Genomic DNA, 25824 nt, shown 5'->3' with positions numbered 1-25824 from the left:
AATGCAACTGACATTTGATGCAATCCGGCAAAAAACTGGCAACCGGTATGATTGCCTGCACTATATTGACGGAAAGTACCAGCCGTCACAAAGCGGAACAACTTTCCGGAATATTAATCCGGCCACCGAAGAAGTGATCGGTTTGGTCGCCGAGGGAAAAAAAGAAGAGATTGATCTGGCGGTTACGGCAGCCAGAAAGGCATTAAACGGCTCGTGGAAAAAAATGACGGCCCATGACCGGGCGGCAGTTATTCGCAGAATTGGCGATATCATTTTGGAAAAGCAAGAAGAATTGGCTTATCTGGAATCGGTTGATACCGGCAAGCCCCTATGGCTGTCCAAAAAAATTGACATCCCCCGCGCTGCCTATAACTTCCATTTCTTTGCAGACTATATCCGTTCATTGGGAACAGAAGCTTTTGAAATGGATGATGTGGCCATCAATTATTCCGTTCGTCGCCCCGTCGGGGTGATCGGATTGATCAATCCATGGAATCTTCCTCTACTGTTGTTAACCTGGAAACTGGCTCCCTGCCTTGCCGGAGGAAATACGGCAGTCATCAAGCCGGCTGAGTCCACTCCGCTGACGGCAACCCTGCTTGGGGAAATTTGCAAAGAAGCCGGTGTTCCCGATGGGGTTGTCAATATTGTGCACGGTTTTGGACCCGATTCTGCCGGTTCGGCCCTGTCGGAACATCCGGATGTAGATGCGATTTCGTTTACGGGAGAAACTACTACCGGAAAAGTAATCATGAGAGCGGCTTCCCAAACCCTGAAAAAGCTTTCTTATGAATTGGGAGGAAAAAATCCGAACATCATTTTTGCCGATTCCGATTTGGACGAAGTGATTGAAACAACCCTGAAATCCAGTTTTATCAATCAGGGGGAAGTATGTCTGTGCGGTTCCCGCATCTATGTAGAGCGTCTTGTTTATGACGAATTTTTGCAAAAATTCGTTGAAAAAACAAAAACATTGAAAGTGGGAAATCCGTTTGATCCTTTGACCAATGTGGGAGCTTTGGTCACGGAGGAACATTATGAACGGGTGAACAGCTACATTCAACTGGCCAGGGAAGAAGGCGGCCAAATCCTGACCGGCGGCAAGAGACCGGAAGGACTGGAGAAAGGTTATTATCTGGAGCCCACTATTATTGTCGGCCTCAATCAAAATTGTCGGGTTGTCAGGGAAGAGATTTTCGGACCGGTGGTGACGGTGCTTCCGTTTGATACGGAAGACGAAGTGATTGAGCGTGCCAACGACACCCATTATGGCTTGAGCGCCACCATCTGGACCAACGATTTGCGCCGGGCCCATCGCGTTGCCGGGCAAATCGAAGCCGGAATCATCTGGGTAAACACCTGGTTCCTGCGTGATCTGCGCACGCCGTTTGGAGGCATGAAACAAAGCGGAATCGGTCGTGAAGGCGGCATGCACAGTTTTGAATTTTATACGGAACTGAAAAACATCTGTATCAAACTTTAAGAAAGGGGATAACGTCTTGAAACCGGCAACGTCCAATCTGGCAACAAAACTGGCTGATCATCTGGCGAAAGCCGAAAAAACAGGAAAAGGCGTTCAGCCGTTAACTGAACTGGAACCGGAACTCACCATTGAACAGGCCTATCAAGTTCAGCTTGTGACTATCGGGCGCAAGATAAAGGCGGGCGCCCGCGTTACCGGAAAGAAAATCGGCCTCACTTCACTGGCCATGCAGCAATTGCTGGGAGTTGACCAGCCCGATTATGGACATCTTTTGGATGACATGGTGGTGAAAAACGGAGGACAGGTTTCTTTTAAGCGTGTCCTCCAGCCGAAAGTGGAAGCGGAAATTGCCTTTGTGCTCAAAAAGGAATTGACCGGTCCGCGTGTCAATGCGATGGATGTGCTTTTGGCGACGGATTATATTTTGCCGGCACTTGAAATTGTCGACAGTCGCGTGTCAAACTGGCAGATCAAATTGCCGGATACCATTGCGGACAATGCTTCTTCCGGTCTGTATGTCCTGGGAGAAAAACCGGTAAAAATTGATTCGGTGGATCTTGCGCAAATCGGCATGGTCCTTTACAAGAACGGGGAAATGATGGACACCGGCGTCGGGGCAGCGGCCCTGGGAAATCCTGCCGTATGCGTTGCCTGGCTGGCCAACAAACTGTATGAATTCGGGATTTCTCTCAAAGCCGGGGAAGTAATTCTTTCCGGTGCTCTGTCTGCAGCGGTTGACGCTGAACCAGGAGACCGTTTTGAAGCCAGACTCGCTCATTTGGGCAATGTCAGTGTCAGGTTTGTACACGAATAAACCATCGTCACATAAAGGAGGGGATTCGGATGTCAAAAGTGAAAGTAGCAATCCTGGGTTCAGGAAATATCGGAACGGATTTGATGATGAAACTGCGGCGCTCCTCTGTTTTGGAGTTGACAGCCGTGATCGGGATCGATCCGGAATCGGAAGGGTTGCAAGTGGCCAGGGAATTTGGATACGAAGCCATTGACAGCGGAATTGACGGTTTCCTTAAACGCCCCGAAATGGCGGATATCGTCTTTGATGCCACTTCCGCAAGAGCCCACTTCGGCCATGCCCAACTTCTGAAAGAAGCGGGAAAAAAAGTGATCGATATGACTCCAGCGGCAATCGGAGATCTGGTGGTTCCACCGGTCAATATGGAAAAGCATCTGGATGTTCCCAACATCAATCTGATCACCTGCGGAGGGCAGGCAACAATTCCGATGGTGCATGCCGTAAGCAGGATAAGTCCCGTGAAGTATGCGGAAATTGTGGCCACCATTTCCAGCGTGAGCGCCGGACCGGGAACACGGGCCAACATTGATGAATTTACACAAACAACCGCGCGTGGAATTGAACAGATCGGGGGAGCCAAAAAAGGAAAGGCGATCATTATCCTGAATCCTGCGGAACCGCCGATCCTGATGCGAAATGCGGTCTACTGCCTGGTTGAATCAGTGGATGAAAGAAAAATGACTGAATCCATTCTGAAAATGGAAAAAACCGTACAATCGTATGTCCCGGGTTATCGTCTGAAAACGGAGCCCATTTTTGACGGCAACAAGGTTACGATATTTCTTGAAGTGGAAGGTGCAGGGGATTACCTGCCAAAATATTCCGGCAATCTGGACATCATGACGGCTGCCGGCGTCAAAGTTGCAGAAGAGTTTGCCAGACATCAGATCAAGAAAAAAGTGATTTAGGAATCCAAAGGAGAGAGCAGAATGAGCGCCAAACGGGACGTTTATATTACGGAAGTAGCGCTGCGGGACGGCAGCCACGCCATCAGGCACCAATTTACCGTCGACCATGTGGTCCAGGTTGCCAGGGCCCTGGATGAAGCAAATGTTCCCTATATCGAAGTGAGCCACGGAGACGGGTTGGCTGGCTCTTCCCTGCAATACGGGTTTTCCCTGACGGACGAAATGGAACTGATCGAGGCGGCGGGATCGGTTTGCCGGCAGGCCAAAGTGTCTGTGCTTCTTTTGCCCGGCATCGGAACGGTCAATGAATTGAAAGAAGCGGCCAAACGGGGGGCAAAAATGGTCCGTGTCGCGACTCATGTCACAGAGGCGGATGTTTCGGCCCAGCATATTTACATGGCCAAGGAATTGGGTATGGAGACGGTTGGCTTCTTAATGATGGCGCATATGGCACCCGTGGAGAAACTGGTCGAGCAGGCCAAACTGATGGAAAGTTACGGAGCGGATATCATCTATGTGACTGATTCGGCCGGAGCTATGCTGCCGCATCAGGTAAGGGGAAAAATTCGCGCGCTGAAAGAGAATCTGGATGTGGAAATAGGTTTCCATGGACATAACAACCTGTCACTTGCCATGGCCAATACACTGGCTGCCATCGAAGAAGGGGCCACCCGCGTTGACGGAAGTGTGCGTTGCTTTGGCGCGGGAGCCGGCAATACCCAAACGGAAGTGCTTGTGGCCGTTCTTGACCGCCTGGGGATCAATACCGGCATTGACATGTATAATATGATGGATTTGGCCGAAGAGACAGTCGCTCCGATCCTGGGCCACCCGCAGGAAATTACGCGGGACGCCATGATCCTCGGTTATACCGGTGTTTACTCCAGCTTCCTGTTGCATGCCAAACAGGCAGCCGAAAAATTCCAGATTGATTCCCGCGATATTCTGCTTGAACTGGGAAAACGCAAACTGGTCGGCGGACAGGAAGACATGATTGTGGATGTTGCCGCAGAAATTGCCAAAGCCGGAACAAAAGCGGCTCGATAAGGAGGAAAACGATGGAAGTAAAGGAACGGAACTATCTGTCTATCGCCAATTATCTGGAACGGGCGGAACAGGAAAAGGTTGAAGTCAAGCGGATTACTTTGGAACATCCCGACCTGTCAATCGAAGAAGGATATAAAATCCAGGAAGAACTGGTCAAGTCCAAGCTGGATAAAGGTTACCGGATCATTGGTCCCAAAATGGGACTGACAAGCCAGGCAAAAATGAAACAGATGAATGTGGATGAACCGGTTTATGGATACATTTTTGATTATATGGTCGTGGAGAATGGAGACAAACTTTCACTCAGGGAATTGATTCATCCCAAAGTGGAAGTGGAGATTGCTTTTGTTCTGAACCGCGATCTGAAAGGCCCGGGAATCACTGAAAAGGACGTTCTGGCGGCGACGGAATACGTTGTTCCGTCGCTTGAAATCATTGACAGCCGATATGAAAACTTTCAATTCACCTTGCCCGACGTCGTTGCCGACAATGCCTCTTCCTCCCGGGTGGTATTTGGAAACCGCCTCGTCAAGCCGGATCAGATCGATCTGGACCTGGTTGGTGCCACCCTTTTTATCAACGGTGAGCTGAAAGCCCTGGGCGCAGGGGCAGCCGTTCTGGGGCACCCTGCCCGTTCTGTTGCCATGCTGGCCAATATGCTTGGCCGGAAGGGAGAAAAAGCAAAAGCCGGCCAGATCATTTTAACCGGCGGCATCACAGAAGCCATTTTGCTGAATGCTGAGGACTGTGTCACCGCCAAACTGGATCAGATCGGTGAAGTCAGTTTTATCCTGACCGAATAGACTTAGGCAAGGAATGACGGACACCCGGTAAATGGCATGTTTCCTTTTCCGGGCTGTCCTTTGTAAAAACAGGCTGCAAGTCACATAGACAAATAAACTGATGGAGGATGTTGCATGGTAGAACAGGGGAAATTTATTGAAGCAGACGGAATACTTACTCATTATCATGAAGCCGGAGAGGGTGAGACGCTTCTTCTCATTCATGGTTCCGGACCCGGAGTTACCGCCTGGGCCAACTGGAAACCGGTTTTTCCGATCCTGTCCCAACACTTTCATTTATATGCTCCCGATGTAGTGGGATTTGGTGATACACAAAGGCCCAAAGGGATTCACTATTCAGTCGATGCATGGGTTCAGCATATGATTTCATTTATCGAGGCACTGAAACTGGAGAAAGTGTCCATCATCGGCAATTCCATGGGAGGAGCCCTGGCGCTTCATCTCGCGTACCAGCGTCCTGATCTGGTTCATAAATTGATCCTGATGGGAAGTGTGGGATGCCGATTTCCCATCACCAGGGAATTGGACAAGGTATGGGGTTATACTCCCAGCTATGAAAATATGAAAAACCTGATTAAAATCTTTGTTTATGACGGGTCGACTGCCGAAAATGAAGATCTGGTCAAAATGCGCTACCAGGCAAGCATCCAGGAAGGGTATCAGGAAGCCTTTTCGCAAATGTTCCCGGTTCCCCGTCAAAGACACGTGGATGCCATGGCCTTGAGCGATGCATCGTTAAGAACCATTTCGGCTCCGGTTTTGCTGGTGCATGGCAGGGAAGACCGCGTGATTCCTTTAAACGAAACCAGCTGGAAAATGGCCCAACTGTTGCCCAATGCCGAATTGCATGTTTTCCCCCGGTGCGGCCACTGGACGCAAATAGAAAAAACAGGCGCGTTCACGGATCTTGTTGTCAGTTTTTTAAACCGATAGCAGGCAATCTATAAAGTTAGCCTGAAAAGAGGGGTGTTTTGAAATGGTCAAGGTTTGTCGGGAGCATATGATTGATGGTTTGAAAATGCTAGATCTCCCCCATGTCGAAATATTGCCGGATACAACAAGAACATGTGCTGTTTTTGCGATGGGAAGGCCAAATACCTGTTGTTTCTTCCATATATCAGACATAAGGCAGATATGAAGAGGATCACAGAATGCAGAAAAGAAAGAGCAGTTTCCAGACATGTTCCGTTGCGGGATGATCGGGCAAGAAAAGGCTGTTTCCAATTCAATGTGGATTCGATTGATCTGCAAGCCACAGGCTTGCTTCTTCTGTTTATTTAACTCGCCAAACCGGTCTCATCATTACCATAAAAGTTCCCCAGGGAATTTCAATCCCTCCTTTTTTCACCATTTTCCCCCTTTTCTGGTGCTTGGTGAATGCTTCATTGAAGTCTGTTGGCCAGTTGTTCATTTTTAAAGCGCTTTCCATGCTTAATCATTGCCTTAATTAATGATATAGTTTTATTTGAAAGCGACAAGAAGAGGATTAGTCGGCTTGTTTGGGATTTGGAACCGGCAGTGTTGACAGGATCGGTTTTGCAGGAAGTGACCGGAGGGCTTTTGTCCTACACATATGTTTTTCGTTTGATTCCTATTGAGAATCGCTATCGATTTTTGTATTGCTTTCAATTTTTTAATATCCATATTTGCTCACTGAAGGAGGGGTTTGACATGGTTAAGATTTGTCCCAAACATATGGTCGACGGTTTGAAAATCATGGATACGCCCCATGTCGAAATATTGCCGGATACAACAAGAAGCTCGTGTTATTTTTGTAACGGGAAGGCCAAATACATATTATTTCTTCCATACATGAAGCACAGACACAGTTGCAAAGAAGATGAACAGATCCGAAAAAGAAAAAGCGGCCCCAAAAAAGGCCGGGAAGAGGAGAATCCATGCATGGCTGATTCGAAGAGTTAACATGGATAATTTATGTTCATCCTTATAAATAATAAAAAGAAATGACATAACTCAATTGATTATTTCAACAGCCGGTACGACGGCTGGAAAAGGGCTGGGGCCAATGGATGCCTGGCTTTTTTTGTATGAAGGTCAGGATGGATTGCTCAGAATTCTTTTCTGGTAAAGTAGATTAACCCGGAAAGCAAAAACAGAAGCAGACTGCCGAGAATAACAACAAAAAGGGTTTCCAGCGAAACATTGAGTGCACCGAAATCATTGTTGGAACTGGGCATCATTGCCAAAAATGGCTGTGCCCATGGATAGTAAGGCCCGAAATCTTTCGAGTTGACAACCAGTATATTGGGCAAGGTCAAGATGACATTCAGTGCCAGAGGAGCAGCAAAGCTGGACCAGGCCACGGACACAAGCATTTGCAATGCAGCCAGCGGCATACAGGCAATCCATCCGCCCGTTATGCTTGTAAAAATGGCCTTCCAGGGGATGTCAGAAGGGTATCCTTCCATCCAGCCGACCAGCAAAAGAGAACATAAGAACAGGATTTGGGTGGCGGCAATCAACAGGAGGACGATCAGGTATTTGACTCCATAAACACTCGCTCTTGGAATCGGTAGCGACAGCAGCTGTTTCCATCCGCCACCTGTATGCTCAAATCGGCAAACAAATGCAGAAAAAACCCCGGTCAAAAGCGGCAAAAATAAAACGGCATGAGTAGAAGTCATGGTAATCAGCATAAGAATCCATTGTTCCTGCTCAGGCGCTTTTAACAACCCGATCAATGCAGCCAGAGCAGGGCTGACAAAAATGAGCAGCCAGATCGATGACTTCCGCAATTTCAGGAATTCAGCACGAAATATTCTCCCCATCTATTTCACATCCTTTCGGTTAAAGTCGATGAGAGCTGTGACTAACAGGATTGTTCCTGTCAGCAGGCCAGCCCAGACGAAATAAAGTGGCTCTCCCCAGCTGTTTTCTAAATAAGGCCATTTCCACGGCAGCCAATCAGGAAACTCGAAGGAATACATCGATAAAATCGTCCCCATAATTCCGACTGTGAGAGGAATCGCCTGGTTTTTCCATGCAATAGAAAGCCAGATTTGTAGAGCAAGGAATGGCATAGCCGCAAAATACGGGAAGAATGATTTTTTCAACAGATAGAGATACGGGATGTCGGGTCCATAGTTCAAAAAAGTTCCGAGTACAATGGTTCCGCCTGCCAATAGTGCACAGAAGACAAAGAGCAAAATCGTTGCCAGAAACCATTTGCCGAGAAAGACTTCAGTTCTTGTTACGGGCAGGGCAAACAATTGTTTCCAGGCATCTGTTTCATGTTCAATATTGGCAATCATCGAGGTGATTATCGTAAGCCCAAGCATCAACGAAGGGGTGAATAGCATGGAAACTTCCCCCATCAGCCCTTTCCATAAATCGTTACGGTAGAGATCGGTGAGGTAATCGTATCTCACTCCAAAATTGATTGCCTCCAGGACAATCACCCCAAGTGGACCGAGAAAGATGAGGAAGAGAATCATTTTTCGCCTGATTTTCAGGAATTCCGAAGCCATCACCTGGAGCATTACTGATTCCCCTTTCCATTTATCAGTCGGAGGAAAATCTCTTCCAGTGATTTTCTCTCTTCTTCCACCCGGTAGACGGAATAATGTTCATGTACCAGTTGCCGAACTATTTCTGCCACTTTCTGGTCAGATCTGTTCTCAATATAGATCCGGTTATCCGAGAAACTGGCTGGATATCCAAGGGACAACAATTTTTTCCGAGCTGACTCTGCTTCGCTTACAGTGAGCCGGATCCTGCTTTTCGCCCGTTTCCTCAATGCTGTAATCGAATCCTGAAAGATCATGGTCCCGTTGGAGATAATGCCAACTTGTGTGGCCATCTGGTCGATCTCCGACAATAAATGGCTGGAAACGACGATAGTGACACCATGTTCTTTTGGCATGCTTTTGATTAGTTCACGAATTTCGATGATTCCGGATGGATCCAGACCATTGGTCGGTTCGTCCAGAATCAATAATTTCGGTTTGCCCAATAAAGCGGCAGCGATTCCGAGCCGCTGTTTCATCCCGAGCGAAAATTTTTTAACCGGACGGTTGGCATCTTTGTCAAGGCGAACCATGGACAGAACTTCTTCGATTCTCGATTTGGGGGCGTTCAGCAGAATCCGGATGGCCTCCAGATTTTCAACTGCTGTCAAATGCCCGTAATACGACGGATTTTCCACCAGTGATCCAACTTTTTTCAAAACGGAAAGCTTTTCTTTCTTAATATCCTTGCCAAAGATATGGATGGATCCTCTGGTGGGTCGGGAAAGTCCAAGCAGCATCCGGATTGTCGTGGTTTTTCCGGCGCCATTGGGACCGAGAAACCCATACACTTCTCCCTGGGTTACTTGTATATCCAGATTATTCACTGCGATCCTGGAACCAAATTGCTTTGTCAAATGATTTGTTTCGATAATAGTTTGGCTCATTTTTCTCACCTCGCCAACTATCTTACCTTCCGCAGGTTAAAATAAAGTTGCCGGAAAGGTTAAAGAGAGGGAAGAAAAAGTTTAAATCTGGTTTAAATGCGTAAAAAAAAACAACCCCGGTTCAGGGCTGTTTTTCTGCTATTCCTTTCTGATGATGTTTTTCGTCCCATGCCCGCCGGTTTCCACTTCCCAGTTCAAGCCCATTTCCTTCACCATCAGCGATACAATAGAAAGTCCGACGCCCGCTCCTTTCTGCATGGAAACTCCGGTCATTCCCGGACCATGATCCTCGATGATGATCGACTCATTTACAACGCGGAGGGCAACAAATTTTCCATCTCTGGCATGGCGGACAATGTTTTGAAACAGGTTATCCAAAATCCGGTTCATCCATTGCGGATCGACTTCCCAGGTGAAAGATTTCTCAGGAAAATCAAGCACAATCTCAAACTGGTGCTCCTCAAAGACTGGATACCATGTCGCAACAGAAGTGCGCAGCAGGCGAAGCATATCCGTTTTTTCCGGCTGGCAGGGATACTTTCCGCCTGTCAATAGAGAATAGGAAAGCAAATTGTCAATCAGTTGCCCGATGTAATCTGTTTTTTCATCGATGATATTTAACGATTCCTGGCCGCTTTTACTCAGCGCCTCTTTTTTCAGGCTATAGGCATGGCCGCGGATTGCCGTAAGGGGAGTTCGCAAATCATGAGAGATGTTGGCCACAAGTTCTTTGCGCAGTTTTTCTTCTTTCCTTTCCCGTTCTTTCCCTAATTTCAATTCCTTGACCATCCGATTGAACGATTTTACCAACCGGCCAATTTCATCGTCTTTTTTTACTGCAAGGCTCGAAGGGATTCCGTCATCGCCGGACATCTCCATTGCCTGTTGAAGATGGACAAGCCGTTTTCGGATATTATAAAAGAAAAGACTGGAAGCCACAATGAACAGAATCAGTACCAGAAAGGTCCCGGTTAACAACCAATAGCCGTATTTGTTAAACCAGTCATTTGACTTCAATTCGGAGCGTGGTATTTGCAAAACCATAAATCCCTCGCCGGGATTTTCACCAATTAATGAAACCACCGTAAAAGGATCAGCCTGATATCCGCGATTTTCCTGGATAAATTGGATGACCGAAGAAGCGGTCCAGACAGTGGGCACCGGGATTGAAGAAGGAATTTTGTCTCTTGTTGTTCCCGTCTCATCAACGCGGAACATCGTCGCTTCAGGATACAGATTCTTAAATTCCAATAACTTGTCCCGAATTTGCCCGTCGGAAGCACCAGTCAGGTTTTTTGCCGCTTCCTTCCATGTTTTCTCGATGCTGGAACTGCTTGATGGGAGCTCCGATCGGATTTCCGGTTCTTCAAGTCTGTAAAAAGAAGCTGATAGCAAAGGAATGCTCAAAGGGAGAATCATGGTAGCGATAAAAATAATCAACAGATACTGTTTTAACAAAGAATTGCGGAATTTTTTCATTGTTTCACCCGGTAACCGATCCCGCGGATCGTTTCAATGATTTTTGGATTGCCGGGATCTTCTTCAATCTTTTCCCTCAAATGGCGGATGTGCACCATTAACGTCTTGTCCCCTTCAATGTAAGGTTCACCCCATACAGCTTCGTAAATCTGCTCCTTGGTTAAAATCTGGTTGGGATGTTTTAGCAAATACATGAAGATCTGGTGTTGCTTACCTGTTAGAATGATCTCTTTCCCGGACCGGTTCAGTACCCTTTTTTCATTCATCCTGACGGTCAGGTGACCAATTTGCAGCTCACCGGATTCCGTATTTTTTCTTCGCAACAGTACCTGGATTCGGGCTGCCAGTTCATCCGGATGGAAAGGCTTGGTCACATAATCATCGGCAAATTGCAGTCCCATTACCTTGTCATCCACAGCTGTCCGCGCCGACAACAGCAGAATCGGGACATCCGGCATTTCCTTTTTCAATCTCTGTCCTACTGTAAACCCGTCCAGCCCTGGCAGCATCACATCCAAAATAACCAAATCCGAATCATGAACCGCTGCTAACGCCCCTTCTCCGGACGGCAGCCAGTGAACCAGATAACCGCGCTGTTCCAGATCCTCCTTTACCATTTTGCCAATCTCGGCGTCATCTTCTATGTACAGCAGTTTCTTCACAATTGTTCCTCCTTTTTTGTGCAAAGAAATCAGGTCAAGCCAGCAACTTGAATCTTGAAGAACGGTTGGAATCTCTTGCTGGCAGAATCGGAATTCCAGTGTTCTCATTCTTTGCTACAGATCATCTACCCTCACATCCGGCAGATCTGCAGCCTTGACCCGGTTAGAAAAACTTTGCGGTTTTACCCCCAGTTGCTCACCAATTCACCCTTGTGGTTTTTGTTTGCATGTTCTTTTTTCGGAAAATCTGCTTAAGGCGCATTTATATTTTCCGCTTCGACATTACTATATTCCTGTATATCTAATGAATCAATTTTGAGTTAAATAAATGAGTTTTGCTTCCTGGGCAGGGTTTCAATTGATCTGGCAGATTCAAATAACTTAACTAATATATATTTTGACCCATGTGACGGATCAAGCCTGTTATTTTTGTTTTTTGTCTTGAATAAAGGGAAAGGGGAAAAAGGAGGGAGAAACACAGGCAAGCAAGGCTGCTGACCAACAGCCAACAGCCTCACTACAAAAGAGACCGTGATATCTTCAAAAATATTTTTTCTGATCCTGATACTCTTTCAGCATTTCTACAGCTTCGCGGAAGCGCTGGGAATGAACCACTTCGCGTTCACGCAGGAATTTCAATGCGTCATTGATATCGGGATCGTCAGACATGTTGATCAGCCACTGGTAGGTGGCACGCGCTTTTTCTTCAGCGGCAATGTCTTCGTACAGATCGGCGATGGGGTCGCCCTTTGCCTGAAAGTATGTTGCGGTAAATGGTACTCCGGCCGCGTTATGGTAGAACAGGGCCTTGTCATGATCGGCATAGTGGCAGCCGAGTCCCGCCTCTTTCATTTCCTCAGGAGTAGCATCTTTTGTCAATTTATTTACGTGTGCACTATGGATACCTTTAAAAAATGCTTATGATTTAGGAGGGCAGAAGTTTTGATAAGAAAAACAGTATGATTTGTTCACTTTTTTTATTAAAATGGTGTGGGAGGGATGAGATATGTGTGATGGTGGCGGTGGAGGAGGAGGTTCCACGCCTTTTGACCGACAACCCATAAGAGAAAAATTAAAGTATAAAGCCTGGCTACATATATTTCTTGGATTTGTTTGTATGGTTACAATTATCGGGATTCCCATCGCTTTTCTTTTTTTTATCCTGGCGAGGCGTACATTCCGAAAAAGAGCAAGTTATCCCGTTATAGAGATAACTTGCAAAGTTTGCGGCAAAAAATATGTGGTTGAACCTTATATTCACGGAATTACATGCGATTATTGTCGGCAATCCGTATATGTAAAGGGATAAGTTTCGTGGGTCTAAGTATTAATACAGGTTTCTTTTTGAATCAAATCCACTGTATTATAAATACCTAAAGTTTGGGATAAACAATTAATGTGAACTCATCGTTTTTTTGGTACTTTTCCTTGTGATACAGGCAATGATCGACGACACTTTTTAGCAGGATGTTTTTTTGTTTCGGGTCATCAATATGATGATATGTATCCAGAATATGATTTATTTTTGGAATGACATTCCGCCTGGCATTTTCCCTTGCTGTTTCCAGGCCCAGTTTCTTTTTGTTTTCTTCGATTTTTTCGCGGACTTCTTCTAACCGTTTGCCGATGTTGTTGGATCGTTCCATGTATGTCTGCACATCATATACGCCTTGTTCAAGCAAGTCATGCAAGTTGCTTTTTTGGGTCAGAAGGTTTTTTTCTTGCTGTTCCAGGTTCTGGATTGCCAGTTCATAAACCTTTGTTTGGTCGTTTGTTGTTTCATCATTCAAATTCAATTTAATCTTGTAGTCCTTCAGCCAATCATGCAAAGCATCCAACAGACGTGATTCAACATAATCGAGCCGGCTGCTCTTGTTTTTGCATCCGCCGCCTCTTTTTTTATTATCACAAATGAGATGGGCCACTTTATACCGCGAATACTTCAAAAGCATGGTACCGCCGCATTGATCGCAAATAATCAGGCCGGCCAAAGGATTCCTGAATACATAACGATAAGGGGAATTTCTTCTATTGGTCCTGATTTCCTGGGCTTTATTAAAAGTATCAACGGAGACAATCGGTTCATGTTTTCCTTCCACGTCGATCCATTCGGTTACAGGCCGTGTTTTGTATTTTTGTCCCTTGTGATCCGGTGCTTTTCTTCTTTCTGTTTTCCTCCACTGTATTCTCCCGACGTAAACCGAATTTTTAATTATGCTGAGAACACCGTTTGCATTCCATTTTGTCTTGTTGTAAGAAGGGATACCCATTTCATTAAGCCGGTTGGCAATAAGACGGGTTCCTATTCTCTCTTCGGTATACCAGTGAAAAATCTGTTTCACAATGGGGGCCTGGTCCGGGTCCTGGACAAGATAGCGTCCGGTGGCATCCTCTTTTATCTGATATCCATACGGCGGTCTGGTGCCTACATAGTTCCCGTCCTGGACAGAGCGGATCCGGCCGCTCTGTAGCCGGCGTGTAATGATTTTCAACTCTTTTCGGGCCATAAACGCTTCAAATTCACTGTACTCTTCATCAAATTCATCCTGAAGATCATAAACTTTGCGGGGGGTAATGATTTTTGTCCTTGATTTTTGGAAGGTTTCCAGAATAATTCCTTGCTCGCGCATATTACCGCGCCCCAGCCGATCCATATCCATGACGAGAACGGCATCATAGCAGCCGTTTTCCACTTCTCTGAGAAGTTCCATCATTTCAGGACGGTTGATCAGGCTCTCACCGGATACAATTTCCTGGCGGATTTTTACAATGTTCAGTCCTTGATGTTTAGCGACCTGTAACAAGGCTTTTTTATGTTTGGCCAGTGTTTCCCCTTCACCACGGGCTTCAGCTTCCAGATCCGCACGGCTCTTGCGAAGATACATGCAAACTCTGTCCATGCCATCTCCCCCTCACAGTAAATATTTATATGCCCGTCCCTCAGTAATTTCTGCATACGATTTACAGAGGTGATCAGGGTGAGGGAAACCGGCTTTGACAAAACTTACCGGATTGGCAATACCACGATTCATATCGTGGCAGCAGAGCAGACGGATGAAGAAAGGCAGGAGCGATTGGCAGAGGTTGTTCGTGTAATTGAGTTGATCTGGTCAGGAGTAAATGATGATCGCAAACAAGAAACACTTTGACTTCCAGGGCTGTCGGTTTGTGTTCATTATGATCATTCCAGGCGCGGCCTGTTCTGAGGCACTTTCATGGAATATCTGGAAAAATAACAGGAAACATATGATATGTAAATGCACAACATTATCCGGAATATGACGGTTAAACCTGGCGGATATGAATTTCCTTGGTTTTTCTCACTTTATCGGACATCACAAGCTAAATGAAACGACCATGTCTTTTCCGGTTTTTATCCCCGGCAACAAAAAATTTAATAGGCAAGCATCTGCAATGCACACAGATTACGCATAAAAACATGCGATAAATAGCATAATAGAACACATCCGACCAGTCCGTTTCCGTCGGAGGAACCAACCACACCCAAGGAAGGTGCTAACATATGGAAAACGTGAAAGATTTGAAACATACATTGTCCTACATCCATTCTGAGCTGAACCGGATCGAAACAATGGCTGGAACCTTGTCCTCCATTGAACGTGAACATTACAACAAACTCACCAACTTTGGCCATCGGGAGTTGGTCGACATTGCGGTTGAAGAGCAAAATGCAGCCCGCCAGCTTGGTTCCATCAAACAAATGTGTTCGGCGATGGCACAAAAGGTGGAAGGCATCAAAAATGCCATCGATCGTGGCGAGCTTGGGGAGAGTGCCAACCGTGCTGAAATTCATTGAGAAATGGATTCGTTCCGTAATCAACGAAACATTGGATCAGACGATTACGCGGTTCATTAAGGACCAGTATATCGAAAACCTGTTTGAAATGGTCCCTGCCACTAAAAAAGTAGGCGTTACCAACCTGATGGAAATCGCCATGAGGGCCCATCTGGGAACCCCGGTTTCCCGTCCCTTGGGAAGTCCCGTTCATTTGTCGCCTTGGGAAAAACTCCTGTTTAATCCCGTCCATCTCTTCCGTTTTCCCACTCCTGAAAACGTCGGAATCTCCACTTCCATTACGATCGGGCACCGCGCGAAAAAGCCGATGACCGTTTCGATTCCCATTATAATCGCAGCCATGTCATTTGGGGGCGCGTTAAGCAAAAGCGCGAAAATCGCCCTGGCCAAAGCAGCCAGCGCGGTCGGCACGGCAACCAACTCCGGTGAGGCGGGACTTTTGAAAGAGGAGCGGCAAGCAGCCAGCCTGTTTATTGGTCAGTATAACCGCGGTGGGTGGATGAATGATCCGGAGAAATACAAACAACTGGATGCGATTGAGATCCAACTGGGCCAGGGAGCCCAGGGATCGGCTCCGCAGCGGACTGCGGCCCATAACATCGGAGAGGACTTCAGGGAGGTTTTTGGCTTGCGCGAGGGGGAAGACGCGTTGATCCATTCCCGGTTGCCCGGAGTCAATTCCAGAGAAGATTTCATCCGTTTGGTCAGGCGGTTGCGAGATGAAACCGGGGTTCCCGTCGGCCTGAAAATCGCCGCCACACATCATTTGGAAAAGGAATTACAAATTGCCGTCGAAGCGGAAGTCGACTTTGTCACGCTGGACGGAGCCGAAGGGGGTACGCATGGGGGAGCACCCACTTTGCAGGATGATGTCGGCTTGCCCACCCTGTTCGCCATCACACGGGCATCGGAGTTCTTGGCGCGAAAAAGGGTCATCCGGGATATCAGCCTGATCGCCACCGGGGGATTGGTTACTCCCGGGCAAATGCTGAAAGCGATCGCTCTGGGCGCCGACTGTGTTTATATCGGCACCGCGGCCCTGATGGCGTTGGTGAGCGAACAAATGGTAAAAGCCGTCCCTTTTGAACCTCCCACTGACCTGGTTGTGTACACCGGAAAAATGACTGATCAATTGGATGTGGACCAGGCAGCCAAAAATTTGGTTCGCTATTTGAACGCTTGTGTGCGTGAAATGGAATTGGTTGCCTTCTCCTTGGGTAAAACCGCCTTGACCGATTTATCCAAATCCGATTTATGCACCATGGATCCTTTTATTGCCAAGGCGACCGGGATTCAGCTGGGTTATGTTTCCCCCGAAAACCAGTCCCGTTTTTTCGAAGAGACACAGCCAATGTTTGCCGGTTATCAACCGGGAGCAGAGGGAGCGGGCGCCGATGTGGGAGCCATGGATTCATTAAATGGAAAAGGACAGTCGATATAAGAGTTGCCTTGAGTGATGATTATAAAATACCAGCCGTTTCTTTTTTTCTGAGAAGTCCTGCGAGTTCGGGAGGGTTGATCAGGCTCTCATCAAACACAATTTCCTGGCGAATTTTTAACGATATTTAATCCTTGTTGTTTGGCGAGATGCAACAAGGGTTTTTTATTTAAGCATGGTTTCCCCTTTCTGACTACACCGGAGTTGCAAAAGAGGGTATTCCTTATTAGGGTAAAAGCGCTAACTCATCGTATGCAATCTTGCATTTGGCCTGGTAGGCGGGAATTCCCGCAGAGACGTGTATCATTGAGATAAATGATGAATGTCCCATGCCCGACAGGTTGCAAAATGTACATGTTACATCTTGTCGCGGAGGCAAAATTGTGGATATTATGGTACCAGGCTGGCTTGTCAATAACAATTGAAAAGATGACAGTGGGATCATCAGTAAGAGGAGAACTATTGAGTAGCGGATGTTTCCGGTGTTGAAAAAAGTGGGATTCATCCAGGGAATGTGAAAACAAAATTTGAGGGACAGATTTTTATGAAAGAATATCATATTATTATTGGACAAAAAAGCAGAGACCGGATTGAGCTGAAAGCTTTTGCCTGTGGTATGGATTACAGTGTTATTATATGTGGGGGAACTCACTATCATATTGGATCAACAGCGCTTGGACATGCCAATACGGGCAAGGATAAACTTCCCGGGAATAAAGCAACTGTCAGTGTAATCTGCGCACCTGGACACAGGGATGATGAAGTGGCAAGATGGGCGGCCAGGTATTTGGCAACAGAATTGAAATGCAATGTCAGTGTTTCTGTTGGAATCCATATAGACAACGCAAGTCAGGAAGAGATAAATGCTTTGATTACAAATTGCAAGAAAGTATGTAAAAAGTTGGTGCAAGATGTTTTCGGAGAATGGAAAACAAAAGCTCATTCCAATAATCAGAGAAAATTTGAATAAAAAGACTTTCCAATAACCGCTGTACAGGCGGATGGTAATCCATTTTCTGCAATTGAACATAAACAAGGCAGGCTCATCGCCAGTTATAGTCTGGAAAAAGATTAACACTTGGCAATAAGTCAGTGCTTTTTATTATTCGATACGGTAAAAATTTGCTAAATTGGCCGCCCGCTGGATGACGGACTGAGGCTGGAGGCGCTGTACGGCTATTCGAGTCTGGGTGACTTCGCACCGATGCCCGTACTAGGCTCGACCGGTTTGTAAAGAATGGAAGATCATGTGATTTTTCAGAAGCAATTGGTGTTGATGAACTGGTGAAAAGTGGAGAATTGGATGACTACTTGGCTGCAGCAAAACCTCTTTTAAAACAGTGGTTGCAGGAACGTTGGAAAGAGGAAAATTGCCGCTTTTAAGCCATTCTAGAAATGACCCATTTTCCTCTTAACTAATTCATTTTTAAGCTGAAAAACAAAAAATCCAGTTATGATGCGGATTTTAAGAATATTTATCAGAATATTCCGTGTTGTCGATCCCCAGGGATTACTCCTCTACTGGAGGTCGACGACAAATTATCAACAACCATCCAGTTGTGGCATATTTTCCTCAGTAGCGATTTTGATTTCACGCGTAAAACCAAAGCTTTGACTATTCGTACTGATCCTCAATTTTCACCCATGTTTTATTTTGCAAATTGAATACATCATTTGCTTCAGTTCTTATATAATATTGAATATGGGATGGTCGACGACTTGCTTTATCAAAACACTCGGAAAAGAAGGGAATAATTAGATCAAACACTATACGATCCAGTTTGTCCATTTTATCCATATACCCGCTACCATTAATAAGATCAAACAATTGTTCAAGTTTGAGTTCTAATTGAATTTCTCTCAGCAATCTTTTTACATCATAATTACACTCTTCACTTTCAGACATTGGAGTAATACTAATGCCGTATAAATTGGGAAAAGCACTGAAAGAGTTAGGGCGAAAACCTAAAAAATAGGAACTGATGGAGCAAGGATTAACCAATCAATACTATTGGGGGACTTGGATGAATTAGAAAAAGATTTGTAAGATAACCTACATGGGAGAGGGATTTTTCCGTCTTTCCAAATAACTTATATTCCTTGATGTTGTGAATAAGCCTCTTCATTATATGTGTTTCAATTCCTCGTTTGTCATACTGGAAAGCTCCATTAATAAAAAAAGCCTAAATTTTTAATTTTCCTCAGGCCTTTTCATTAATTTAAATTAAATCAATGATTTCCTCTCTCTTGATCTTTTTATTTTTATCTGCTGGATAATTTTCAAGGAGATACTGTTTTAAATATTCTACCCATTCTTGCTGATACCCGTTTACTTTTGACATTTCTTGCGTAAAAGCGTCTATCATTTCATCATCAACTATATAAAACATGGATACTCCACCATCATCTTCATTGTCAAATACAATGTAAAGATCACCGCCATCATATTTCTTCTCTTCAACCCATTTCCAACACATGTCTATCGTTTTTGTTGCTTCATTGTAACCTTCAGTTACTTTATCAATAATTTTTTCTGTTAAAACCAATAAATATGCTACTCGAGCCTCTTCATTGATATTCATATACCATTCCATTTAATTTTGTTCCCCTTTATTCATCAATACCATTTTTTAAAATAAAAAATAATCTACCTGTAACCTTTTTGCTTGCCTGGGTTCAAACACCAATTTCTTCTTTTGCTCCAATCCTGATTACCGGGTGTTGTCCGATGACAGGGAAATACTGGCGCAGACGATGCGGAAAATGGTTGGTCAACATGGAGTGTTGCTGCATTTAACTACAGGCGGCATTAGATTTTCACCATGTGATATCACCCCTGAGGCAACAAAAGATGTCATTGAGCGGGAAGTGCCGGGACTGCATGGAACCATGCGCCGGGAAAGCTGCAAGGTCACCCAAGGTCCATGCCAGAGGCAGAGCGGTAGCCGGGATCAGGAGAAACCTTTTATAGGGTTTTACGGGCTGGTCCGTATCCTCCCATAAAGAAAAAGCTTTTTTAGTTTTCTCATTAAACTACTCCGGTAACGTTTACAGACATTAGGGCCTAAAATAAAGATAAGGATAAAGTCTTCCAAATAAACAGGGAGGTGTACCAAATTGAATCATCAACAACTTGATGAATACTTGAGACAACTTGACCCCATCGAGAAAATCCAAATTAAAACAGGTCAGAATATTAGTGACTTTGATGGAAATGAACTGCTCATCGAAGACGAAAGCCAAATTCCAAGAATGCAAGAAGATTATTTTTTTGACAAGGGGCCCATTTTTATCAACAAGCATCACCGGTTTGCAGATATGCCCCTGCATATGCACTCTTTTATTGAAATGAACTATGTATACTCGGGGACTTGCAAACAGTTTATTAATGGAAAGGAACTTATATTGAATCAGGGGGAGGTATGCATATTGGATCTAGACGTACCACACAGCATACCGGCGTTAGGCAAAAATGATATTCTGGTTAATATTATCATGAAAAAAAAGACGCTTTCTGCTGCTTTTTTAGGGCAACTTGGCAATGAAGGCATTGTGTCCAATTTTTTGGCAAATGCTATATCCCGAAATCAGAGACATGATCATTATATTTTGTTTCATTCACAGGACAATAAAAATTTACAGTACATTATCAAAAATATGATGTGTGAGTTTTTTGACGAACAGGATTATTCCATAAAGATGATTCAATTTTATATGCCTGTCATGTTTACAGAGTTGATGCGTGTTTACAAGTTTGACAAGAATTTCGAGCTTGCACATACGTCTGAAAAGACCAATATTATAGAGCTGCTACAATATATTGAGCAGCATTACAAAGATTGCAGTCTTACAGCTCTTGCCAGAGAGTTCAATTTCAACCCCAACTATCTTGGCAATATGTTAAAAGAATGTACGGGCAAAACATTTTCGAAACTTGTGCAAATGCAAAGGATGGTCCATGCTTCTGCACTATTAAAAAATACAAATAAAAGCATTAATGATATTGCTTATGAAATTGGGTATGAAAGCAGCAGTTTTTTTTATCGAAAATTTAAACAGCATTTTGGCTGTACACCAAACCAATTTCGTAAAAATGGAAAAGATTTGTATCAATTGTCATAAGATATATTTGCTTTCCCCTGTAAAAAGAACACTTTTTAACTGTAATCCGGTTATTGTATAAGGACTAAGCAAGCGCTTTAATAAATATAAATACTAGCATCAACTGGGGGAAACAGCATGAGTTCAATGGCCAATGTCTGGCGTCAGCGGATTGGTTACGGTGTTGCAGATCTTTCATGTAATCTGGTTTGGCAAATGATTACGCTTTACTTAATGTTTTATTATACGGACGTCGTTGGCCTGGCAGCCGTTCAAGTCAGTTTGTTATTTTTATTGACCAGGATTCTGGATGGCGTAACAGATATTATTATGGGGATTATAATTGATAAAACCAACACAAAATGGGGAAAATCCCGTCCGTATTTTTTATGGGGAGCCATCCCATTTGCACTTTTGGGGATACTTGCATTTTATGTGCCTGATGTTGGTCCGGCAGCAAAGTTAATATATGCATATATGACTTATATGGGTCTCTCAATGGCTTATACAATGGTTAATATTCCACTTGCCTCGATTTTGCCAAGCTTGACTAGGGATCCTCAAGAACGAACGATCCTGGCAACGGTCCGTATTATTTTTTCATTTGTTGGAGCAACAGTAGTCGGTGTTTTCACCATGCCGTTGGTACGACTGCTTGGAGGCGGTTCGCAAGCAGACGGATTTTTCTGGACGATGGTTATTTTCAGTGTTATTGCCTGTCTGCTATTCTTTTTTACTTTTAAAAATGTTGAAGAGAAGGTAAAGATACAGGTTGAAAAAGTAACTGTAAGACAAGCTTTTTCTGCTTTAAAAGGAAACAAGCCCTATTATATTTTTGCATTGAATATTTTATTTATGTGGGGATCGTATTTTATTCAACAAGCTGCGCTTATTTATTATTTCACATACAATCTTGGTCGTCCTGATCTTGTTAGCGTTATTGCTGGTATTGCTTCTTTTGTTCCATTGGCAGGAACTTTTTTAACGCCATTTATTGCGAAAAAAATGTTAAAGCGTACTGTATTCATGATCGCAAGTGTTGTTAACCTTACAGGCATTTTAATTATACTGTTTGCTGGCTTGAGCATATCCTGGATCATTGTTGGGGCAGTAATTGCAGCAATTGGTTATGGTACCCGCCAAAGTATTTATTTTTCAATGCAGGCAGACCCTGTTGACTATGGTGAGTGGAAAACAGGGATCAATGCTGCAGGAATATTATCTGCAATAAACGGATTTCTTGGAAAAGTAACCATGGCTGTTACCAGTGCCTTGTTCGGTCTTTTGCTTGACTGGAGCCATTATATACCAAATGTGGATCAGACTGAAAATGTTTTGTTTGCAATTAAGTTGGGTTACCTGATCATTCCGGCAGTACTTGTTGTTCTTTCAATCATTACTATGAGTTTCTATAATTTAGATAAAATTTATCCGGATATCCGCGCGGAAATTGACAGACGCATATAATTTTAAAGTGAGAAATAGGGGTTAGGATAATGTGTATTCAGAAACGGGAAAACCAGGTAGTTGTACCAAATGAACAATTTATTAAACAAGCGGAACAGTTAAAACCGCAACTTTATGAAACAGTTGTAAAACCAACTGCAATTGTCGAGATGAAAAGAGATAAAAAAGCAATTTATGGCTGGAAAAAAGAATATTTTGCACCAGCCTCAACTTTGCCAAACCATGAATATTGCAAGACTGATTCAGTTATTCTTGACTTTGGCAACCATCAAGTCGGCTTTCTTACCATTAAAATTCGCCCAGCTGGCAGTCCTCCGGATGCACCGCTCAAACTGAAGCTGACATTTGGCGAAATGCCTGTTGAAATCGCTGAACCATTTGAAAGCTATGATGGCTGGCTAAGCAGTTCATGGCTTCAGGAGGAAACAATTTTTGTTGATGTATTGCCGGCTGTGATTGAATTGCCGAGAAGATACAGCTTCAGATTTGTGAAATTGGAAGTTATTGATACATCACCAAAATACCGGGTTATTTTTGAAAATGTCCAGTGTAGAGCGGTTACATCAGCGAATATAAGTGATGTTCAACCCATTTCCCATCAAGATCCGGAACTTCAAAAAATTGATGAGATCAGTATTAAAACACTTGCTGATTGCATGCAGGACGTGTTCGAAGACGGACCAAAACGGGACCGTAGACTCTGGCTGGGTGACTTGCGATTGCAAGCACTGGCAAATTATGAAACTTTCAAGACTAATAAACTCGTTAAACGCTGTCTTTACCTATTTGCAGGAGTTCCTGATGATAAGGGAATGGTTCCGGCGAGTGTTTTTGTCGCCCCAAAACTTATGGCAGATGATACTTATCTGTTCGATTATTCGTTGTTCTTTGTTTCAACTTTACATGATTACTATTTGGAAACAAAAGATCTGGCAACTTTACAGGAATTATGGCCAACAGCTTATCGCCAGGTTGTACTTGCACTAGAACGCCTGGATAAAAATGATGTCGTGAAGGATTCATCAGATTGGTGGTCATTTATTGACTGGCAAGAGAATTTAAACAAACAGACTCCATCACAGGCAGTTTTAATCTATACCATGAAACAGGCTGTTCGTCTTGCTGAAGAATTGGATACAGCTGAAAAGGATCAATTGAAAGTCAGGTTAACAGAAATTATGAAAGCTGCAAGGACATATTTGTGGGATGAAAAACAACAGGTTTTTATCAGTGGTTCTCATCGCCAAGTATCCTGGGCAAGCCAAATTTGGATGGTACTTGCCGGTGTTTTGTCCAACAAGGAAAATCAACAGCTTATGAAACGCCTTTTTGAATTGAATCCTGCTGTTGGGATTACTACACCTTATATGTATCATCATCTCATTGAAGCACTTATAATTGCCGGAAAAAGAGACCGGGCAATATTGGAAATGAAAACATACTGGGGCGGAATGATAAAGGATGGAGCAGATACATTCTGGGAATTGTATGATCCTTGCAATAAGAACTTCTCTCCTTATGGAAGCCACTTGATCAACAGCTACTGTCATGCATGGAGCTGCACTCCAACCTATTTAATCAGAAAATATCATTTATAATAATAATATGCTGGCTCATTGACAATCCAAGCTCATTAACTTTATTGGCAATTTTATTTGAGCCCGTTTTTCATTCATCAATCCGTATACTTTTTAGTATGCGGTTTTTTTCTTCTCGCAAGGCCGATTTCGTTGATTAGGTAGTTACAGAAATTTTGGAGGTAAACGTTAAAAAATGTAGAATGCAGCAAATCACAAGGTTTGCAGGCTTTGTTTATCAAGTTGAAATCCCGATCACCAACTGCCTGGTTGAAAATCGGGATTTATTATTTTTGGTTTTCGTATTTTCTGTTCCGTTCGCGTTCTTACGTATTGTTAACAATCCTTGCAAAGGTATCCATAATGCACATGTCAATTTATACACCATGGTGGCAATTATTTCCAGATGGGCAAGTTCTTCTGTTCCGATATCGGTAAGCAGTCCTTTTACTTTGTCGGGTAGCGTGTAACGCTGGTTCAGGTAGCGCAGGGCGGCAGCCAGTTCGCCATCGGCTCCGCCGTATTGTTCGATGAGAAATTTTGCCAGCCTGGGATTGCACTGGCTGACTCTTACCGGGTATTGCAGCTTTTTTTCATAAATCCACACAGACTATTTCCCCCCTTATATTTCCCAGGGCCAGGGGCCTTCATTCCACCCGCAGGGATATTGGTTGAAGCTGAGCCCGAAATTGTAGAGCGGACCAAACTGCGATTCGTATGTACGACGCAGTTTGTTGCGTTCCTTGGCGTACCAGTTGTACTGGTCTATGGCCCGCTGGTCATCGGGATGTGTATCGAGATAAAGTTGCAACTCCACTATGACAAAATCGACTTCCTGAAGTTGCGTCAGGAGTTGGAAACGTTTGGCATGATCCATTTTCGGTTCCATCATCAGTCCTCCTTATACCTTTTTCTTTTTTTTGGAGGATAGGGGCTGTAAAGGATGGGCCACAAGGTGCCGCGTTTCAATGCCTTGCGGGGCGGGTATTGTGGCAAATTGGCCGGTTGAAAACCAAGAAACAGATTTGGGGGAACCACATAGTATTTTACTCGTTGCGGTGGGCAGGGATCCAAAGGACTGATATACGGATACCAATACCTCACTTGATCACGATACGGGTTGGGTGTGTCATGGCAGCTTTCCAAAAAAAATCACCCTTTCCTTCGCCAAAATAAGATTGGGTCATAATAACTATATGTTGGAAAAAAAATCTTAGAATGTGAAAAGCAAATTTTGATTTGAAAAATAACTCCGGGAAAGACTGGGTAAAATATGACGGCAGACTGTGAAAAAAGAATGGAAACCGGCGGATTTGTTTTTATGGAGACCGTGGAAACAAACCGGTTTATATACCAAATTTTCCTATGCATGGATCACTCAAAAAAACGCAAGATAGTAACAACCAAGCCAAGGAGGTGAAAAATGCATGGCACAACAAAGTGGTTCACGCAGTTCAAACCAATTGCTGGTTGCAGGTGCAGCTCAGGCAATCGATCAAATGAAGTTTGAGATTGCGCAAGAATTTGGAGTACAATTGGGAGCTGACACAACTTCCCGCGCTAACGGTTCTGTTGGTGGAGAAATTACGAAACGTTTGGTTTCAATGGCGCAACAACAACTTGGAGGCGGAAGCTTCTAATAACAAGTGAACATGATGGTATACAAATGGCGGCTTTCCAGCCGCCGTTTACATAATAGGGGGCAGGAAATCACTGGGTCGGGTAGAGGGTCTTGCCGGCATGATAACCTGTATGGTGTCAAGAGTACAAACAGCTGATTTTAGGTAACTATGTCTATAAATCATAAAGGATAT

The 25824-nt window shown here is 44.3% G+C and carries 28 protein-coding genes and 2 pseudogenes; 17 read left to right on the top strand and 13 right to left on the bottom strand.

Annotation, left to right across the window (positions count from 1 at the left end):
* The first annotated feature begins 1 nt into the window (after window position 1).
* The 7 genes from H2C83_RS03540 (at window position 2) to H2C83_RS17290 (ending at window position 6336) form a co-directional block, all read left to right on the top strand.
* Window positions 2-1483 carry an aldehyde dehydrogenase gene (locus tag H2C83_RS03540; protein ID WP_181737813.1) on the top strand — a complete coding sequence of 494 codons (1482 nt, stop codon included), beginning with the start codon at window positions 2-4 and terminating at the stop codon, window positions 1481-1483.
* A 16-nt stretch (window positions 1484-1499) separates the two neighbouring features.
* The gene (locus H2C83_RS03535; protein WP_246333711.1) at window positions 1500-2297 is read left to right on the top strand and encodes a 2-keto-4-pentenoate hydratase; all 798 of its coding nucleotides are present in this window, start codon (window positions 1500-1502) and stop codon (window positions 2295-2297) included.
* 29 nt (window positions 2298-2326) lie between these two features.
* Window positions 2327-3205, top strand: coding sequence for an acetaldehyde dehydrogenase (acetylating) (locus tag H2C83_RS03530; protein ID WP_181737811.1), 879 nt, complete (start codon window positions 2327-2329; stop codon window positions 3203-3205).
* Between the two features lie 21 nt (window positions 3206-3226).
* Window positions 3227-4252 carry a 4-hydroxy-2-oxovalerate aldolase gene (dmpG, locus tag H2C83_RS03525; RefSeq protein WP_181737809.1) on the top strand — a complete coding sequence of 342 codons (1026 nt, stop codon included), beginning with the start codon at window positions 3227-3229 and terminating at the stop codon, window positions 4250-4252.
* Between the two features lie 11 nt (window positions 4253-4263).
* Window positions 4264-5055 carry a 2-keto-4-pentenoate hydratase gene (locus tag H2C83_RS03520; RefSeq protein WP_181737807.1) on the top strand — a complete coding sequence of 264 codons (792 nt, stop codon included), beginning with the start codon at window positions 4264-4266 and terminating at the stop codon, window positions 5053-5055.
* Between the two features lie 114 nt (window positions 5056-5169).
* The gene (locus H2C83_RS03515) at window positions 5170-5988 is read left to right on the top strand and encodes an alpha/beta fold hydrolase (protein WP_181737805.1); all 819 of its coding nucleotides are present in this window, start codon (window positions 5170-5172) and stop codon (window positions 5986-5988) included.
* Between the two features lie 201 nt (window positions 5989-6189).
* A complete protein-coding gene (locus H2C83_RS17290) occupies window positions 6190-6336 on the top strand; it encodes a hypothetical protein (protein ID WP_220183980.1) in 147 nt (48 codons plus the stop codon).
* On the opposite strand, the gene H2C83_RS03510 is transcribed toward H2C83_RS17290, so the two are convergent.
* Window positions 6329-6466, bottom strand: a complete 138-nt coding sequence (locus tag H2C83_RS03510; protein WP_181737803.1) for a hypothetical protein — start codon at window positions 6464-6466, stop codon at window positions 6329-6331. The genes H2C83_RS17290 and H2C83_RS03510 overlap by 8 nt on opposite strands.
* Before the next feature lie 260 nt (window positions 6467-6726).
* Here H2C83_RS03510 and H2C83_RS03505 point away from each other — a divergent pair, with 260 nt between their 5' ends.
* Entirely contained in the window at window positions 6727-6978 is a 252-nt protein-coding gene (locus tag H2C83_RS03505) for a hypothetical protein (protein WP_181737801.1), read from the top strand.
* Between the two features lie 146 nt (window positions 6979-7124).
* Here H2C83_RS03505 and H2C83_RS03500 read toward each other — a convergent pair whose 3' ends face one another.
* From H2C83_RS03500 to H2C83_RS03470, 7 genes and pseudogenes are all read right to left on the bottom strand, one after another.
* On the bottom strand, window positions 7125-7844 hold the full coding sequence (locus H2C83_RS03500) for an ABC transporter permease (RefSeq protein WP_181737799.1): 720 nt from the start codon (window positions 7842-7844) through the stop codon (window positions 7125-7127).
* Window positions 7845-8555 (bottom strand): ABC transporter permease, encoded by a 711-nt coding sequence (locus H2C83_RS03495; protein ID WP_181737797.1) that lies wholly within the window; start codon window positions 8553-8555, stop codon window positions 7845-7847.
* Entirely contained in the window at window positions 8555-9469 is a 915-nt protein-coding gene (locus H2C83_RS03490) for an ABC transporter ATP-binding protein (RefSeq protein ID WP_181737794.1), read from the bottom strand. The genes H2C83_RS03495 and H2C83_RS03490 overlap by 1 nt, the downstream gene beginning before the upstream one ends.
* A gap of 138 nt (window positions 9470-9607) precedes the next feature.
* Complete coding sequence (locus H2C83_RS03485; RefSeq protein WP_246333710.1) at window positions 9608-10927, bottom strand: HAMP domain-containing sensor histidine kinase; 1320 nt, start codon at window positions 10925-10927, stop codon at window positions 9608-9610.
* A gap of 17 nt (window positions 10928-10944) precedes the next feature.
* Window positions 10945-11565 carry a response regulator transcription factor gene (locus H2C83_RS03480; protein WP_246333729.1) on the bottom strand — a complete coding sequence of 207 codons (621 nt, stop codon included), beginning with the start codon at window positions 11563-11565 and terminating at the stop codon, window positions 10945-10947.
* Between the two features lie 585 nt (window positions 11566-12150).
* Window positions 12151-12498: pseudogene (locus tag H2C83_RS03475) on the bottom strand (manganese catalase family protein); the annotation flags it as partial.
* A 485-nt stretch (window positions 12499-12983) separates the two neighbouring features.
* Window positions 12984-14510: a recombinase family protein gene (locus tag H2C83_RS03470; protein WP_181737790.1), complete on the bottom strand. Its 1527-nt coding sequence runs from the start codon at window positions 14508-14510 to the stop codon at window positions 12984-12986.
* Between the two features lie 69 nt (window positions 14511-14579).
* On the opposite strand from H2C83_RS03470, the gene H2C83_RS03465 reads away from it, so the two are divergent.
* From H2C83_RS03465 to lpdD, 4 genes are all read left to right on the top strand, one after another.
* Window positions 14580-14759: a hypothetical protein gene (locus tag H2C83_RS03465; RefSeq protein WP_181737788.1), complete on the top strand. Its 180-nt coding sequence runs from the start codon at window positions 14580-14582 to the stop codon at window positions 14757-14759.
* 374 nt (window positions 14760-15133) lie between these two features.
* Window positions 15134-15427 carry a hypothetical protein gene (locus H2C83_RS03460; RefSeq protein ID WP_181737786.1) on the top strand — a complete coding sequence of 98 codons (294 nt, stop codon included), beginning with the start codon at window positions 15134-15136 and terminating at the stop codon, window positions 15425-15427.
* Window positions 15411-16868: an FMN-binding glutamate synthase family protein gene (locus tag H2C83_RS03455; RefSeq protein WP_181737784.1), complete on the top strand. Its 1458-nt coding sequence runs from the start codon at window positions 15411-15413 to the stop codon at window positions 16866-16868. Before H2C83_RS03460 ends, H2C83_RS03455 begins: the two co-directional genes overlap by 17 nt.
* A 541-nt stretch (window positions 16869-17409) precedes the next feature.
* The gene (lpdD, locus tag H2C83_RS03450) at window positions 17410-17835 is read left to right on the top strand and encodes a prenylated flavin chaperone LpdD (protein WP_181737782.1); all 426 of its coding nucleotides are present in this window, start codon (window positions 17410-17412) and stop codon (window positions 17833-17835) included.
* 645 nt (window positions 17836-18480) lie between these two features.
* Here the strand turns inward: lpdD and H2C83_RS03445 are convergent.
* Window positions 18481-18771: a hypothetical protein gene (locus tag H2C83_RS03445; protein WP_181737780.1), complete on the bottom strand. Its 291-nt coding sequence runs from the start codon at window positions 18769-18771 to the stop codon at window positions 18481-18483.
* A 313-nt stretch (window positions 18772-19084) separates the two neighbouring features.
* Window positions 19085-19459, bottom strand: a complete 375-nt coding sequence (locus tag H2C83_RS03440) for an Imm6 family immunity protein (protein WP_181737778.1) — start codon at window positions 19457-19459, stop codon at window positions 19085-19087.
* Between the two features lie 124 nt (window positions 19460-19583).
* Between H2C83_RS03440 and H2C83_RS03435 the strand changes: the two genes are divergently transcribed.
* From H2C83_RS03435 to H2C83_RS03420, 4 genes are all read left to right on the top strand, one after another.
* Complete coding sequence (locus tag H2C83_RS03435; RefSeq protein WP_220183977.1) at window positions 19584-19868, top strand: molybdopterin-binding protein; 285 nt, start codon at window positions 19584-19586, stop codon at window positions 19866-19868.
* A 114-nt stretch (window positions 19869-19982) separates the two neighbouring features.
* Window positions 19983-20987 carry an AraC family transcriptional regulator gene (locus tag H2C83_RS03430; RefSeq protein ID WP_181737776.1) on the top strand — a complete coding sequence of 335 codons (1005 nt, stop codon included), beginning with the start codon at window positions 19983-19985 and terminating at the stop codon, window positions 20985-20987.
* 117 nt (window positions 20988-21104) lie between these two features.
* The gene (locus H2C83_RS03425) at window positions 21105-22433 is read left to right on the top strand and encodes a glycoside-pentoside-hexuronide (GPH):cation symporter (protein ID WP_181737774.1); all 1329 of its coding nucleotides are present in this window, start codon (window positions 21105-21107) and stop codon (window positions 22431-22433) included.
* A gap of 29 nt (window positions 22434-22462) precedes the next feature.
* Window positions 22463-24031: an alpha-L-rhamnosidase-related protein gene (locus tag H2C83_RS03420; RefSeq protein ID WP_181737772.1), complete on the top strand. Its 1569-nt coding sequence runs from the start codon at window positions 22463-22465 to the stop codon at window positions 24029-24031.
* Between the two features lie 349 nt (window positions 24032-24380).
* Here the strand turns inward: H2C83_RS03420 and H2C83_RS03415 are convergent.
* From H2C83_RS03415 to H2C83_RS03405, 3 genes and pseudogenes are all read right to left on the bottom strand, one after another.
* Window positions 24381-24617 (bottom strand): annotated as a pseudogene (locus H2C83_RS03415) (manganese catalase family protein); the annotation flags it as partial.
* Window positions 24618-24632: 15 nt separating this feature from the next.
* A complete protein-coding gene (locus H2C83_RS03410) occupies window positions 24633-24902 on the bottom strand; it encodes a spore coat protein CotJB (protein ID WP_312853837.1) in 270 nt (89 codons plus the stop codon).
* A complete protein-coding gene (locus H2C83_RS03405) occupies window positions 24902-25156 on the bottom strand; it encodes a spore coat associated protein CotJA (protein ID WP_181737770.1) in 255 nt (84 codons plus the stop codon). Before H2C83_RS03405 ends, H2C83_RS03410 begins: the two co-directional genes overlap by 1 nt.
* 281 nt (window positions 25157-25437) lie before the next feature.
* Between H2C83_RS03405 and H2C83_RS03400 the strand changes: the two genes are divergently transcribed.
* Window positions 25438-25650 carry an alpha/beta-type small acid-soluble spore protein gene (locus tag H2C83_RS03400; protein ID WP_181737768.1) on the top strand — a complete coding sequence of 71 codons (213 nt, stop codon included), beginning with the start codon at window positions 25438-25440 and terminating at the stop codon, window positions 25648-25650.
* The last annotated feature ends 174 nt before the right edge of the window (window positions 25651-25824 follow it).

The organism is Thermoactinomyces mirandus, from assembly GCF_013868055.1.
GTDB lineage: Bacteria > Bacillota > Bacilli > Thermoactinomycetales > Thermoactinomycetaceae > Thermoactinomyces > Thermoactinomyces mirandus.
The sequence above is the reverse complement of the archived record's forward strand: the minus strand, read 5'-3'. Positions and strand labels throughout refer to the sequence as shown.